The organism is Cupriavidus sp. SK-3 (genome assembly GCF_000611145.1).
GTDB lineage: Bacteria > Pseudomonadota > Gammaproteobacteria > Burkholderiales > Burkholderiaceae > Cupriavidus.
The window spans coordinates 45,101-59,849 of the sequence record NZ_JFJV02000106.1 but is presented as its reverse complement, the minus strand read 5'-3'; the positions used below and the strand labels follow the sequence as shown (position 1 = coordinate 59,849).

Annotated in this window: 11 protein-coding genes and 2 pseudogenes; 7 read left to right on the top strand and 6 right to left on the bottom strand. The window is 62.5% G+C overall.

Annotated features, from left to right (window positions below):
* The first annotated feature begins 773 nt into the window (after nt 1-773).
* The 4 genes from CF70_RS11300 (at nt 774) to CF70_RS11285 (ending at nt 5,849) form a co-directional block, all read left to right on the top strand.
* A complete protein-coding gene (locus CF70_RS11300) occupies nt 774-2,375 on the top strand; it encodes an FAD-binding oxidoreductase (RefSeq protein WP_035864242.1) in 1,602 nt (533 codons plus the stop codon).
* Between the two features lie 30 nt (nt 2,376-2,405).
* Complete coding sequence (locus tag CF70_RS11295; protein ID WP_035864222.1) at nt 2,406-3,629, top strand: CaiB/BaiF CoA transferase family protein; 1,224 nt, start codon at nt 2,406-2,408, stop codon at nt 3,627-3,629.
* 62 nt (nt 3,630-3,691) lie between these two features.
* On the top strand, nt 3,692-4,675 hold the full coding sequence (locus CF70_RS11290) for a Bug family tripartite tricarboxylate transporter substrate binding protein (RefSeq protein ID WP_035864221.1): 984 nt from the start codon (nt 3,692-3,694) through the stop codon (nt 4,673-4,675).
* Nucleotides 4,676-4,826: 151 nt separating this feature from the next.
* On the top strand, nt 4,827-5,849 hold the full coding sequence (locus CF70_RS11285) for a substrate-binding domain-containing protein (RefSeq protein WP_035864220.1): 1,023 nt from the start codon (nt 4,827-4,829) through the stop codon (nt 5,847-5,849).
* 75 nt (nt 5,850-5,924) lie between these two features.
* Here CF70_RS11285 and CF70_RS11280 read toward each other — a convergent pair whose 3' ends face one another.
* Complete coding sequence (locus CF70_RS11280; protein ID WP_035864218.1) at nt 5,925-6,356, bottom strand: hypothetical protein; 432 nt, start codon at nt 6,354-6,356, stop codon at nt 5,925-5,927.
* Here CF70_RS11280 and CF70_RS11275 point away from each other — a divergent pair.
* Nucleotides 6,355-7,602, top strand: a pseudogene (locus CF70_RS11275) (ISL3 family transposase). The gene CF70_RS11280 and the pseudogene CF70_RS11275 sit on opposite strands and share 2 nt — an antisense overlap.
* Before the next feature lie 51 nt (nt 7,603-7,653).
* On the opposite strand, the pseudogene CF70_RS37670 reads toward CF70_RS11275, so the two are convergent.
* Nucleotides 7,654-7,794 (bottom strand): annotated as a pseudogene (locus CF70_RS37670) (IS3 family transposase); the annotation flags it as partial.
* A 31-nt stretch (nt 7,795-7,825) separates the two neighbouring features.
* Nucleotides 7,826-8,752: a LysR family transcriptional regulator gene (locus CF70_RS11270; RefSeq protein ID WP_035864217.1), complete on the bottom strand. Its 927-nt coding sequence runs from the start codon at nt 8,750-8,752 to the stop codon at nt 7,826-7,828.
* A 92-nt stretch (nt 8,753-8,844) separates the two neighbouring features.
* Here CF70_RS11270 and CF70_RS11265 point away from each other — a divergent pair, with 92 nt between their 5' ends.
* Entirely contained in the window at nt 8,845-10,209 is a 1,365-nt protein-coding gene (locus CF70_RS11265) for an FAD-dependent oxidoreductase (RefSeq protein ID WP_035864216.1), read from the top strand.
* A 51-nt stretch (nt 10,210-10,260) separates the two neighbouring features.
* Complete coding sequence (locus CF70_RS11260; protein ID WP_035864215.1) at nt 10,261-11,250, top strand: Bug family tripartite tricarboxylate transporter substrate binding protein; 990 nt, start codon at nt 10,261-10,263, stop codon at nt 11,248-11,250.
* 186 nt (nt 11,251-11,436) lie between these two features.
* Here the strand turns inward: CF70_RS11260 and CF70_RS37665 are convergent, their stop codons facing one another.
* The 3 genes from CF70_RS37665 to CF70_RS11245 all read right to left on the bottom strand — a co-directional run bounded on the left by CF70_RS37665 (nt 11,437) and on the right by CF70_RS11245 (nt 14,692).
* Nucleotides 11,437-12,114 (bottom strand): Mu transposase C-terminal domain-containing protein, encoded by a 678-nt coding sequence (locus tag CF70_RS37665; protein WP_235184995.1) that lies wholly within the window; start codon nt 12,112-12,114, stop codon nt 11,437-11,439.
* 304 nt (nt 12,115-12,418) lie between these two features.
* Nucleotides 12,419-13,231 (bottom strand): enoyl-CoA hydratase, encoded by an 813-nt coding sequence (locus CF70_RS11250; RefSeq protein ID WP_035864213.1) that lies wholly within the window; start codon nt 13,229-13,231, stop codon nt 12,419-12,421.
* 36 nt (nt 13,232-13,267) lie between these two features.
* Nucleotides 13,268-14,692: an aldehyde dehydrogenase family protein gene (locus CF70_RS11245; protein WP_035864210.1), complete on the bottom strand. Its 1,425-nt coding sequence runs from the start codon at nt 14,690-14,692 to the stop codon at nt 13,268-13,270.
* Nucleotides 14,693-14,749 lie beyond the last annotated feature (57 nt).

The following is a 14,749-nucleotide window of genomic DNA, read 5'->3' as shown; positions in this document are numbered from 1 at the left end:
ACAGGCCAACGATATCTTCAAGCTTCTCGACGAATTTCGGTTACCGGTTCGAGGCGGGCCAACGGTGGGTGCGCAAGAAGAGTCTGATGGGGTTGCGGGATAAAATCCGGGCCCTGACCAAGCGTAACAGGGGCGACTCGATCGAGAGCATCATTGCATCGCCGTCTGCGAGCGATCTTGCGCCGACAGCTTCATCGTCCGGGGCAGGGTCATTGCCTTCGCGATCACACCCGCTGGCCAAATGCCTTCTTCGCTAATCTTGGGCTGTTCACGATGTCCGAGGCCCTTCGATTGGCGCGCCAATCCCGATGTGGAAACAACTGACTGGAGAGCCCGTCGCGGGAAAACCGCGCACCGGGTTCGGAGGGAGGGGACGGCGCAAGCCGTTTCCTACCCCTATACAATCGCGAATCTTGGTCAGACCCCAAGCACATCTGCATCCATGCGGGCATACCGCAAGGAAGCAGCAGAGTTTGCGCGGCATGTTTCGCGGCAAGCGGGTTCGCACGACGACTCCGGATACGACAGCAGCGCGCCCGCTCACCCGTGCCTCTAGCCCTCAATCCCTTGCCCCGCTTCTGCGCATGTCTCCCATCGTCGTCCCGCTTCTGCTGAAAATCACCCTTTCGGCCTTGACATCGTTCTCTCTTCGCCTAGACTGATGTAATCGATTGCATTGCCAGTTTTTCTAATCACTCTGCGGCTATGCGATATTTTTTTGCCATGTAATGCAATCGATTACATCGAACGAAAACCACGAAGGAGACATCGACATGCAGGAACGCCGTCGGAAGTTTTATGGCTGGGGCTACGAAGGGGACACCGTCACGCCGGAGGAAATCTCGGAGTTCGAGGCCGCGTGGAGCCGGCTGCTAGGCGTCGAGCACTTCGAGGCCATGCCCTTCCCCACTGCGGACGAAATCGAGCTCCGCGCCCCGCGCGTTCAGCCGCCTGCAACGCTGCGCGAGATCTGCACGACCGACCACTATGACCGCCTTTATCACACCTATGGCGCCGGTACGGTGGACGTGGCGCGGGCCATTCGGAAGGAGTTCACGAATCCGCCAGACGTCGTCGCGTATCCCAAGACCGAACAGGAGATCGTCGATCTCTTCGACTGGTGCGGCCGCCAACAGCTCGCCGTCGTTCCCTACGGCGGCGGCTCCAGCGTGGTCGGCGGGGTGAACCCTCCGGAGCACGATCGCTACCGAGGCGTCCTCACACTCGACCTAAAACATTTCGACAAAGTGCTGGAAGTCGACCAGACTTCGCAAGCCGCGCGCATCCAGGCCGGCGTGCTCGGGCCGAGCCTGGAACGTCAACTCAAGCCGACCGGGCTGACCATGCGCTTTTTCCTGCAGGCATGGGAGTTCTCGTCGCTGGGGGGCTGGATCGCGACCCGCGCCGCCGGGCATTTCGCCACCGCATACACGCAGATCGACGACCACATCGAAAGCATCAAGGTCGTGACTCCCGCGGGCAATATCGAGTCGCGCCGCTTTCCGGTATCGGGCGCGGGCCCCAATCCCGACCGGCTGTTTCTGGGCTCGGAGGGCGCGCTTGGCATCATTACCGAGGCCTGGGTCAAGCTGCACCGCCGCCCGATCTTCCGCAAGCAGACCACGGTGCGCTTCCGCGATTATGCGAAGGCCGTGGAGGCGACGCGACTGCTGTCCCAGTCGGGCCTGAACCCCGCGAACGCGCGGTTGGTCGAGCGGGAGGAGGCAGCCTACACCGGCTCAAGCGACGGCACCTACGACATCCTCGTGCTGGGCTTCGAGTCAGCGGATCACCCGGTCGATGCGTGGATGGCGCGAGCACTGGAGGTCTGCGCAGAATGCGCCGGCGATTGGGATACTGCTCCGTCAACCAAGGAGGAAGGCGCCGATTCGGCGACGGCAAGCTGGCGCAACAAGTTCCTGCGCGGACCCTATCTGCGCGAGTACGCCATTGCACGCGGCGTCATGCGCGAAACCATGGAAACAGCCGTCACGTGGGACCGCTTCGCCGCGCTTCACCAGCACGTCAAGACCGAGACTCATCGCGTCATCCGCGAAGTGACGGGCCGCCCGGGCTCAGTGACCTGCCGCTTCACCCACCTGTATCCGGACGGCCCTGCGCCCTACTTCACCTGGTTTGCCTATGGGGACAAGGCCCGTATTCCCGAGCAGTACATGGCAATCAAGCGGGTGGCCGAACAGGCCATGGTGGACGCCGGCGGCACCGTCACGCACCACCACGCGCTCGGACGGGACCATCGGCCCTGGTATGACAAGGAGCGGCCCGAGCTGTTCTGCACTGCGCTGAAGGCGGCAAAGCAAGCGTTCGACCCGAAGCAGATCCTGAATCCCGGCGTACTGTTCGACCCGAGCTGACGCGCTCTGGCATTCACAGGAGGCAAAACCATGGCAGGACCTTTGGAAGGCATCCGGGTGCTCGACCTGAGCCGCATCCTTGCGGGACCGTGGAGCACCCAGTTGCTGTCGGACCTCGGTGCCGACGTGATCAAGGTGGAGCGGCCCGGCAGCGGGGACGATACGCGCGCCTGGGGGCCGCCCTTCCTTGCTCGGGAAGACGGCACCCCGACGGCTGAGTCGGCCTATTTTCTTTGCGCCAATCGTGGCAAGCGCTCTATCACCGTGGACGTCAGCAGCGAGGAGGGACAGGCCGTGCTCCGCGAACTGGCGAAGACGGCCGACGTCTTCGTCGAGAACTATAAATGCGGCGACATGCGGCGCTATGGCCTTGACTACGACACGTTGGCGGAGCTCAATCCACGCCTGGTCTACTGTTCCATCACCGGCTTCGGGCAGACCGGGCCGTACAGTCACCGGGCCGGCTACGACTTCGTTGTGCAGGCCATGGGTGGGCTCATGAGCATCACCGGCGAGTGCGACGACCTCCCCGGCGGAGGACCGCAGAAATGCGGCGTACCCATCTCGGACCTGATGACAGGGATGTACGCGTCGGTGGCCATCGTCAGCGCCTTGTTCGAACGGGTAGGGAGCGCGCGCGGCCAGTACATCGACATGAGCCTGCTCGACACGCAGGTCGCGTGGCTTGCGAACCAGGCTTCCAACTTCCTGGTAGCGGGTTCCGAGCCACGACGTTGGGGTAACGCCCATCCGAACCTCGCGCCGTACCAATCGTTCGCGACCAGCAATGGCGCGCTGATCGTTGCAGTCGGCAACGACCGGCAGTTCGGCGCACTGTGCGGCGCACTGGACCTGGGCGAACTGGCACGCGACGAGCGCTACGCGACCAACGCCGCGCGCCTGAAGCACCGCGGGGGCTTGGTGTCCTTGCTGGCGGGCCGATTTCGTGGCCGCGAAACGGCGGCCTGGCTGGTCGACCTGGAAGCCGCCGGCGTGCCGTGCGGACCGATCCATTCGATTCCGCAGGCCTTGTCGGATCCGCAAGTGCGCTCGCGCGGCATGGTGTTCTCGCTTCCCCATGGAAGCGGAGCGATCGCGCCGCAGATCGCCAACCCGATCAAGTTCTCCCGCTCCACCGTCGAGTATCGGCGTGCCCCGCCAGTGCTCGGCGAGCATACGGACGACATCCTGAGCCGCGACCTCGGCTGGTCCGCGGACCGGATTTCGGTATTGCGCAAGGGAGGAACGATTTGAACCGCAGGTAGCACAAGCGCGATCCCGAAGCAGGATCGCATCAGGAGACAGGAGACCCCATCATGCATCGATATCTACGACAAGCGTCCGCCACCCTGCTTTGCCTGGCAGCGATCTCGGGGTGGCAGCACGCTGCGGCCAAGGACTGGCCCGCCCAGCCGGTCCGGGTGGTCTTGCCCTATCCGCCCGGCGGCGCTTCAGATGTCACCGCCAGGCTGCTGAGCGCAAAGCTTAGCCAGGCCTGGGGAGAATCGGTCGTCATCGAGAATCGGCCGGGCGCCAACGGCATCATCGCCAACGAACTGGTGGCGAAATCGGCCGCGGACGGATATACGGTGCTGATGGCCAACCTTGGTCCGAATGCGATCAATCCTGCGGTTTATTCGAAGTTGCCCTATGACTCGGTCAAGGATTTCGCGTCCGTGATCCTGGCGACTACCGTTCCGCTGATCATCGTCACCGCGGCGAACTCACCCATCAAGGATCTGAAGCAACTGATCGCCATGGCCAAGGATAAGCCTGGCGAGATCACCTTCGGCTCGGCAGGCAACGGGGCGAGCAACCACCTCGCGGGCGAACTGCTCAACACCATGGCGGGCGTCAAGATGGCGCATGTCCCTTACAAGGGCGACGGCCCCTCCTTGACCGACGTGCTGGGCGGCCAGATCCATGTCGCGCTGCCGACAGCCCTAGCCGGCATGCCGCAGGTCAAAAGCGGCAAGCTGCGCGCGCTTGCGGTCACCAGCAAGAAGCGCCTCCCGTCCTTGCCGGATGTTCCCACAGTAGACGAAGCACTGGGCATTAACGGCTATGAGGCCGTATCCTGGGGCGGCTTCATGGTGCCGACGGGCACGCCGCCGGCCATCATCACCAAGATGAATGCTGAGTTCAACAAGGCGTTGCAATATCAGGACATCCGGGAGAAGCTGCGGGCTCACGGCGCCGAGATCGTCGGCGGCACGCCGGAGTCGTTTGACGCCTTCCTTCGCGCCGAACTCGCCAAATGGAAAAAGGTTGCGGACTCTGCGAAGGTGCGGCTCGACTAGCCGCGGCAAGCGCCGCCGCATTTGCCGCGACCGGCGCTTGCGTGGCGTTCCTAACCCGCGGACTTGCCCCCCGCGATACAATGCGACTCGTGGACAGGCTCATCATTCACTCCAACCTTGCTCGTCCCTTCGTTTTCGAGGCATGCCGAATATGGTCAACGTGAAACAGGTCGCTCTCCTTGCCGGCGTGTCTTCCGCCACCGTATCGCGCGCGTTGTCGGCACCGGAACTGCTGCGGCCAGAGACCCTGAAGCGCGTGCAGGAAGCGATTGCCAGCCTGGACTATGTGCCCTTTGCCGCTGCCCGAATCCTGCGTTCGGGACGGACCATGTCCATCGGCATCATTGCGCCGACGCTGATGAACGAACTGTACGCAAGAGCTGTGGACACCCTTGAGAAGCAGCTCGAAGCGCTAGGCTATACCGTTGTTCTGACGTGTCATCGCGACAACAGCGAAATCGAGTTGCGCTGTGCGCGGGAACTGCTGGAGCGGCGCGTGGACGGCATCGCCATCATCGGCTCGCAGCACCATCCCGAAGTCTTCTCTCTTATCCATAAGCACAATGTCCCCTATGTGCTGATGTGGGCAACAGATCGCGAAGGCAGCCATCCGACGGTCGGCTACGACAACCGGCTCGCGATGCGGCGGCTGACCGCCTATCTGGTAGGCCTTGGGCACCGCGAATTCGCCGTCCTCCCGGGGCCGCTGAACACCCAGCATCTGTCGGTCCAGCGGCTGGAAGGCGTCAAGGACGTGCTCAGCGAACACGGCATCGCGCTGCGCGAGGAACTGGTCCTGCCCACTCCCTATGAGGTCGAGCCGGCCCGCGCCGCAGCGCGCGCCTGTCTGACCAGTCCACATCGGCCTACTGCACTGATCTGCATAAACGACTTCATCGCGGTCGCCGCCATCGCCGAGTGCCGCGCTCTGGGCCGGTCCATTCCGGCCGATATCTCCGTGACCGGTTTCGGGGACTGGCAGGTCGCAGAACTTATCACGCCCACCCTGACAACCATGCGTTCGAACCCCGTGCGTATCGGCGAACTGACCGCGAGGAACATCATTGCGCAGATAGAAGGCACGGCACGGCGGGGAGATCTGCAGGACGAATTCGAGCCGGAGCTGATCGTTCGGGAAAGTGCTGCCGCGGTGAAAATTGCAGCGGTGCCTTAGTCCCGTCCCGGCCGACGCTGGCTATCTTCGCTTCAGGCTCGCCGGGGAAATCTGTGGGTGAAAGAGGATGCGCGGCTAGCCAGGTGAAGCCCGATTGAGGTACTGATAGAGCTTGCGACAAGTTGCATCAAAGGCATTTTGTTCGGACTCGGAGATAGCTGGCCAAATGAGAGGACCGCCGTCTTCCTCAATGATCTTGTCCAGGAGGGTTGCCACAGGAAGAGTGAGGAGATCGGGATCTTCATGGCGTCGTCGGATCATTTCACCGCCCAGCATCCAGATGTGATCGCGGTGCCGAAGCAATGTCTTGCGCGTATATCCCAACGTTGGGAGATGCTCCAGGAAAGGCGTGAGTATTGCTACGATTGCCTCTCCAGTCGAAATATCTTCGTCAACGACTCGCCACGAAGCAGGCCAGTTATCCAGGTCTGGAATGTACTGGGCGAGCGTTTGCTGTTCGGGGACAATAGCGGTTTTGCCCTTGTCGCTTCTGCTCCTGCTAACCATGTTGCTGACCCGCCTGCTGAATGCCTGCCATCATATTCCAGGTTTCGTTTATGAAGGTGCGCGGCTGTGCGAGGCAACCCAGTCCATCGAGATCGACGTGCGTCCGCGCAAGGGCTCGAAGCCGATCTGCTCATGCTGTAGCCAGCCTGCGCGAGGTTACGACACGCTCGCACAGCGCAGGTTCGAATTTATTCCGGTCTGGGGTTTTGCCGTCTTCCTGCTCTATACCATGCGGCGCGTCGATTGTCGTGACTGTGGTGTCAAAGTCGAAGCCCTGCCGTGGGCAAACGGCAAGCACACGCTCACCCGCGCTTACATGCTGTTCCTGGCGCAGTGGGCACGCAAGCTGTCGTGGAAGGAGACGGCACAAAGCTTCCGCACCAGTTGGGAGAAAGTCTTCAACGCGGTGGAGTAGGTGGTGGACTGGGGGCTGGCCCATCGCGAACTCGGTACGATCCGTGCCATTGGCGTCGATGAGATCCAGTATGGTCGTGGACACAAGTACCCCACCCTGGTCTACCATATCGAGGCCGGCTGTACGCGTCTGCTATGGGTGGGGCAGGAGCGCACGAAGGCAAGCTTCGCCAAGTTCTTCGCCATGATCGGCAAACAGGTATGTGAGAAGGTTGAGTTCGTCTGCTCGGACATGTGGAAGCCCTACCTTGAGATGATTGCGCTGCATTGCCCCAATGCGCTGAACATCCTGGACCGCTCCCACATCGTTGCGAAGATGAATAAGGCCATCGATGAGGTCCGCGCTGACGAATCGCGCCGCATGGTCCGCGATGGATACGAGCCGGTGCTCAAGAGTTCCCGCTGGTGCCTGCTCAAACGCCCGGAAAATCTGACCGACAAACAGCGGCTGCGCATGCGTGACTTGCTGCAGTACAACCTGCGCACCGTACGCGCCTGGCTGCTCAAAGAGGAATTCCAGCAGCTCTGGGATTACATCTCACCGGACTGGGCTGGGAAATTCCTCGACCAGTGGTGTACTCAGGTGATGCGCTCGCGCATCGAGCCCATGAAGAAGTTCGCCCGCACCGTGCGTGCCCACCGTGAGCTGATCCTCGACTACTTCCGTGCGCGCAAGCAGTTCTCCAGCGGCGTCGTCGAGGGTCTGAACAACAAGGCAAAAGTCACGATGAGAAAATCGTACGGGTTTCGAACTTTCAGGGCGACGGAAATCGCGCTATATCATGCACTTGGGAGCCTTCCCGAGCCTTTGTCAACCCACACATTTTTCTGACGAACCCTGATTTTTAGGCATCGGCTTGTCTGTCTCATAGGATCTAGCTCGCCCATGGCGGCAGCAGTGACTTCGGATTGGCGTAGCGCATGGTTGACGACAAAGCTGCACGATGGCCAGTTTTTCCTACACTGAACGCCGACGACGGCGTTCCGATTCGGTCAGAACTTTGATGCTTTCCACAATTTGCATAGGGAGGCGCTTGCTTATAAGGACGCCTCCCCTAGCGCGGCTTCGAGGCCGGGCGTTTGTGCAAGGCATTCATGTGATCAAGCAGCACATTGGCAAATGCGTGGGCGGCGCTGGACATAGCCCGATCGCGCAGTCTGAGCAAGCAGAGTTCGCGCTTAACCAGCGGGTTTAGCAGGCGCCGGTATTTTACCCGGCCGACTCGGCGCGATGTTGCGGTGTATGAAGGCAGCACGCTGACGCCGAGACCGATGTCAACGAGCGCCACTGCGGTAGCGATGGAGGACACTTCGTATCGCGAGTGCAATCGCAAGCCGGTCGCCGAGGTCGCGTCGTCCACCAGGGACTGGAGCGCATTGTCGCGGGGGAAGCCGATAATGGGCAGGTCTGCGAGGTCGCCCCATGACACGCTCTTCTTGCGCGCCAGGTAATGATCCTGCGGACAGGCCAGCACCAGTTCGTCGTCGATCAGCACATCCCCTACCAACAGTTCGCGCTGCGCCCGGTCGAGCGGCCCGATGCCCAGGTCGACCTCGCTATCGTGGACTAGCCGGCGGATTTCATTTGGGGCGACGTCGTCGCGCAGCACGACGAACACGTCTGGGTGCTCGACACGATAACGATCCAGCACCGCCGGCAGCAGCGTCGATGCGAAGGTCGGTGTGACGGCAACGACAATACGCCCACGCGCCCTTTCGGCTCGGGTGCGCGTCTCAGTCACGGCGCTATGCAGGTCAACCAGCAGGCGCTCGGCCAATGGGAAGAAATCGCGACCCGAGTCGCTGAGCTTGACGGAGCGCGTCGTGCGCTCAAACAGCTGCACCCCGATCTCTTCTTCGAGCGAGCGTACCAGCGTGCTGAGCGCCGACTGTGTCAGGTGCAGCCGCACCGCTGCGGCCGAGAAGCCGCCCAGCTGGGCGACCGCAACGAAGGCACGCAGTTGCCGAAGGGTGATATTCATCTCGATATTTTATGAATCAATAATAATTGATCAATAGTAGCAGCGATCGCGCTGTTGCATACTCGGTGCTCCCCTACCTCGAGAAACGAATCATGCTGAATCCCGGTTTTCTCATCGAAGACACCTTTGACGTGCTCGTCGCTGGCGCTGGCGTCACTGGCATCTGTGCGGCGATCGCGGCGGCCCGCCAAGGCGCGCGCACCGTGCTGCTGGAGCCGAGGCCGTTCATCGGCGGCAACGCCGCCACCGGCCTTTGCATCCACACCTTCAAGACCAAGGACGGCCGCCAGGTTGTGCACGGCCTGGCGCAGGAAATCGTCGACCGACTGGTCGAGCAGGGCGGGGCGGTCGGCCATGTGCCGCTTCCAGAGGGGTACGTGCATTCGGTGACGCCGGTCGATGCCGACCTGTTCCGCATGGAAACCACAAAGATGCTTGCGCGCGAAGGCGTTACCATCCTCTACAACACCGTGCTCGTCGATGCCGAGGCTAGAGATGGTCGTGTCGAGCGCGTGCTGGTCTGCAGCAAGAGCCAGCTGGGATATCTCAAGGCACGCACCTTTGTCGACGCCACTGGCGATGCAGATCTGGCATCGATGGCAGGGGCGCCGGTGCGCACCGGCTGGACGGGCTCCGGCGCGATGCAACCGGTGTCGATGATGATGCGCGTAGTCTCGGTCGACACCGCACGCGCCTGCCAGGCCTTGTCGGAACACCCGCCGGCCTGGGCCACTAAACGCGGCGTCGCCGATCCCATTCCAGTTTATTTCCACGGTACCTTTACGCGCTGGAACGGCATTCTGCGCGAGCTTGGGGTCTATGACCACGACGACCACCAGTTCTGGACGAACACCGTGTGGCCGGACCAGTTGAACTTCAATGGCAGCCGACTGGCGAATATCGATGGAAATGATCCACTCGCGCTGTCGCGCGCAACGGTGGAGTTGACCGGCCAGTTGCAGAAGCTTGGCGCTTTCCTGCGCGCCAACGTCGAGGGCTTCGAGCGGGCGTCGTTCGTGCCCAACGCCTTCGTCGGCGTGCGCGAGACCCGCAACGTCAACGGGCTTTATGAACTGAACGAGGAGGACATCCGCGCCGGCCGGAAGTTTGCCGACACCATCGGCCAGGGCTGCTTCCCGGTCGACATCCATCATCCCGACGGCAAGTCGCAGGAGCATATCGATATCGGCGGCAACGGCGCCTACGACATACCGTACCGCTCCTTGCTGCCGCAGGGCATGGAAAATCTGCTCACTGCGGGCCGGTGCATTTCGGTCAGCAACTACGCTCATGGGGCCACGCGCAATATGGCACCATGCATGACCACCGGCGAGGCCGCCGGCATTGCTGCCGCGCTTTCCGCAAAGGCTGCGACGCCATGCCCGGAACTCCCCATGGCACGGCTGCAGCCCGCGCTACGCCGCGTAGGCCTGTATCTTGGCGAGGCCGTGGCCTAGCCCGTCGCCAACCGAACTTCACTTCTCGGTTACCTTCACAAAGAGCCATTCATGATCAATCGATTGATAAACCGCCGGCTGTTTGTCAGACTGCTCGCCACCCTGACTCTAGGCGTCGCGACGTTCGGCGCGCACGCCGAGGACTACCCGAAAAAGCCGGTACGCTTCGTCGTGCCCTATCCGCCGGGCGGCGCCTCGGATGTCACCGCGCGCTTGATCGCCGAGAAGCTGACGGAAAGCTATGGACAGCCGTTTATCGTCGAGAACCGGCCTGGCGCTAATGGGATCATTGCGACCGAAGCAGTTGCCAAGGCCGCGCCTGACGGGTACACCATCCTAATGGGCAATGTCGGTCCAAACGCAATTAATGCGGGCCTGTATCGAAGGCTGCCGTTCGATCCTATCAAGAGCTTTGTGCCGGTCACGCTGACGACCACGGTCCCGCTGGTCTTGCTTGTCAATCCGTCGTCGCCGGTCAAAACCACGCAGGACCTCATCGCCAGGTCCAAGGCCGACCCCGGCTCGGTCAAGTTCGCCTCGGGCGGACCAGGTTCGGCGACCCACCTCACCGCGGAGCTGTTCAAGGAGATGGCGGGCATCGATATCGTGCACGTGCCGTACAAGGGCGATGTGCCGGCCATGACCGACTTGATGGGCGGACACGTGACGATGGCTTTCGCAACCTCGATCGCTGCGGCGCCGAACATCGCCAGTGGCCGGCTGCGGGTGCTTGGCACGGCGTCGAAAAACCGGCCTAAGTCGCTCGCCCAATATCCGACCATCGCGGAGGTCGGCCTCAAGGGCTTCGAGTCTGTCTCTTGGGGCGGGGTGCTGGCGCCGGCAGGCACGCCAGCTCCAGTGATTGCGTCGCTTCATGCCCATATCGTGAAAGTGCTGGCGATGCCTGAGGTCCGCGACAAGCTTGCCAATCTAGGGGTCGATGTCGTCGGCAGCACGCCAGAGGAATTCGCGACCTATCTGAGAGCCGAGATTCAGAAGTGGACGGGAGTGATCAAGGAAGCAGGTGTGACGGTGGAATGATCAGGCGCTGACTGGGTAGCGGCAGGTCGTTCCCGCTTCGAGGAGTGGGCTTCCTGTTCACCTCAGGCCGCCGCTGGCTGAGCGAGCTGCTGTTGTTGCCGATCGTTAATTCTGCTAGCGGTGCCCATATGTGCGCTAACGGACTCGTCGTGGCCCGCTACGTCTGGGCCCCATGATCGCCGCTCGTCAGAGACCGGCGTTCTTGGCCTGCTCGATGTGAGAAAGATCGATCATCTCTCGGCCATCCAGGATTGCCAGTTCGGCCGCAACATTAAGCAATCTTGAGACTTCCCCGGTCAACCCACCACTTGCAGCAAGAACCGTGGTGACCATCTCGCGCCGAGGCAAGTTAGAGGGGCGGCGCAGCGGCAGAATCCGCTCAAACGCGGAGAGCAAGCCCCCTGAAAGACGCAGACTCTTGCCAGCTAGGCACCTCAAAGCGCGCGAACCGGCTGCTAAATCTGCGCGTCCGTCTGTAACGCGATCTCGGCATCGCGCGTTCCGAGCACGCCAGGCGGCAAAGATCGGATGCCAATAGTGCGGATAGAACAGCGTCAAGCCTTCAGCCTGGATAGTGCGACGGCTCATCGGCAGGAACTGAATCAGGAAGCGAAGTTCTTCGGCAGCCGAGTCGGGGAGAAGCCGCGGCCTGGATGCTTCAGACAACCCCAACAACACGGAGTATGGCGTCGCGCCACCTAAGCCTCGATGGGCACTGTGATGGTAGGTCTGTCCAGTTTCATACGTCAACCATTGCTCGAACTCTCGGAGGGTTAATGCGGCCTCCGCTTCTGGTTTGCGAGCTTTTCGTCCTTTCGTCGAGGATCCGGTCGAGCCTGGCAGAATGTGTACCTTCTCCATCATGGTCCGGTTCAGTCTTTCTATCATTCGCCCGTTTCGAGTGGATAGATCACCACCAGCGTGCTCTCATGCCGATAAATGGTTTGAGGTTACCCCGCTTCGTTGGACAGTCATACATTTGAATTTTATGTCGATAGTTGGATCCTTTTGATGGCGTCGTACGAGTTGTCCATGGGCGGGCGGCGGGGCGCCTGTGTCGCCCACGACGCCGCCCGGCGGTGGGCGACACAGGCGCCAGGCCGGCCAAGGCGGCGTCAGCCCGCCACGCTATGGCGCTGGCTGCGGGAAGCTGACGCAACGGCTGCGGCTATTCCCCAGTGAACGCTGCCGGCCGCCGCTGCTGAAAGTGTGCCACGCCTTCCTTGAAATCCGCGCTCTGGATGCTCAGGAACATTTCCTGGTTGGCATCCATGATCGCCTCGCCGAGGCTTTGATACGGGGTCTCCCACAGTTGCCGCTTCATCACGCGAATCGAGCGCGGCGACACATTGTCGGCGAGATCGCGCGCGTAGCTGTGCGCCTGGGCCAGGAGCGCATCGGGCGGCGTGATCCGGTTGACCAGTCCCATGCGCAGCGCCTCTTCAGCCGTGACCTTGCGCGACGACAGCAGCAGATCCGCGGCATGCCCCGGGCCGACCACGCGCGGCAGTATCCACGCGATGCCGTGCTCGGCGATCAGGCCCCGCTTGGCGAAGGCGGTGCTGAAGACCGCAGTCTCGCTGGCGAAACGGATATCGCTATAGAGCGCCATGATCAAGCCCAGCCCGGCGGCCGCGCCGTTGACGGCGGCAATGATTGGCTTCTGTACCGCCGGGAAGTAGGAATAGCGCGTTTGGTAATCGGCGCGGCGGTTCATATCAAAGGGGCGCATCCACTTCTCCTCCCGAATATCGCCCGGAGGTAGCACTTCCAGCTCATCCATATCCATGCCCGCGCAAAACCCGCGCCCGGCGCCGGTCAGGACGATGGCACGCACGTCGCGATCGCGGTCGGCCTGTTGCATGGCCTCGCGGATTTCCGCCTCCATGATCCGGGTCAGCGCGTTGAGGCGATCGGGGCGGTTGAAGGTGATCGTGGCGACCAGGTCGCTGACTTCATACTTGACTTGCTCGTAGGCCATGACTGTGTCCTTGTGGTTGCATGCGCGTTGTGGTGTTCAGGCGGGAAGCTGGATGGCGCGCGGTTCGACGAATTCCTCGAGTCCGGCGATGCCGTTCTCGCGGCCCACACCGGATTGCTTGAAGCCGCCGAACGGCGCCAGCGGATTGAACCGGGCGCCGTTGATGTCGACCTGGCCGACACGCAGGCGCGAGGCCACCGCCATGGCTTGCTGCGGATCGCTCGACCAGACCGCGGCCGCCAGTCCGTAGACGGTGCCGTTGGCAATCGCGATGGCGTCCTCCAGCGATTCGTAGGTCATCAATGTGAGTACCGGGCCGAACACCTCCTCCTGGGCAATCCTGGCGTGCGCGCCGACATTTCCGAGCACGGTAGGCGGCACGAAATAACCTGCGGAGGGCTGTTCGCCGGCATCCCGCCCGCCTGCGATCAGTTCGGCGCCTTCGGCAAGCGCGGCGTCGATGTAACCCAGCACGCGCTCGCGTTGCTGCGCGGACAGCAGAGGCCCGAGCGTGGTAGCCGGCGCCATCGGGTCGCCCATGACATAGCCGGAGATGCCCTGCCGCAGCAGTTGCACGCAGGTTTCGTAGTGCGTGGCTGGTACCAGCAAGCGTGTGGTCGCGGTGCAGGTCTGTCCGCTATTCAGGAAGCAGGCGCCCAGCGCATGGCGCATCGCCAAGGGAAGATCCGCGTCGGGCAGCACCACGGAAGCCGACTTGCCACCAAGTTCGAGCGCCACCCGCTTGATGCCCGCGCCCGCCACACTGGCTACGCGCCTGCCAGCGGCAGTCGAGCCGGTGAACGACACCATATCCACGTCGGCATGGGCGGCAAGCGTCTCGCCCACCACCACGCCTTCGCCCATCACCATGTTGAAGACCCCGCGCGGCAAGCCGGCGGCTGCGGCCGCGCGCATCAGCGCGAACGCGGCTGCCGGCGCCAGCTCGGACGGCTTGAGCACCACCGTGCAGCCGGCAGCGAGCGCTGGCGCCACCTTGGCCGTGATCTGGTGCAGTGGATAGTTCCATGGCGTGATGCACGCCACCACGCCGACGGCCTCCTGGGTAACCACCGAATGCCCGATCTTGCTGCTGAAGTTGAAGCGCTCGGCGAGGTCCGCATACGTCGCCCACGCGGCCACCGGTCCTTGCACCTGGATGCGCCGCGACAGCTTGAAGGGCATGCCGACCTCACGCGTGATGGCTTCGGCCAGGAAGTCCCCCTCCTGCGCCAGCAACGCGCCAATGCGGCGCAGCGCGGCCGCCCGCTCGGCCACCGGCGTGCGCGACCAGCCTTCGAAGGCCAGTTTCGCCGCATTCACCGCCGCGCAGGCTTCGCCCTCGCCGGCCAAGGCAACCTCGGCGAGTGGCTGTTCTGTGAAGGAGTCCAGGAGGGTCAGGCTCGCACGCGCCGCAAAATCTCGCGACGCGCCATCGATATAGGCGTGCTGATAGTAATGCATCGAAACTCGAATCGGAATCAAGAAGTGTCCGCACCGGCTGCGGACTGCGCACACAGG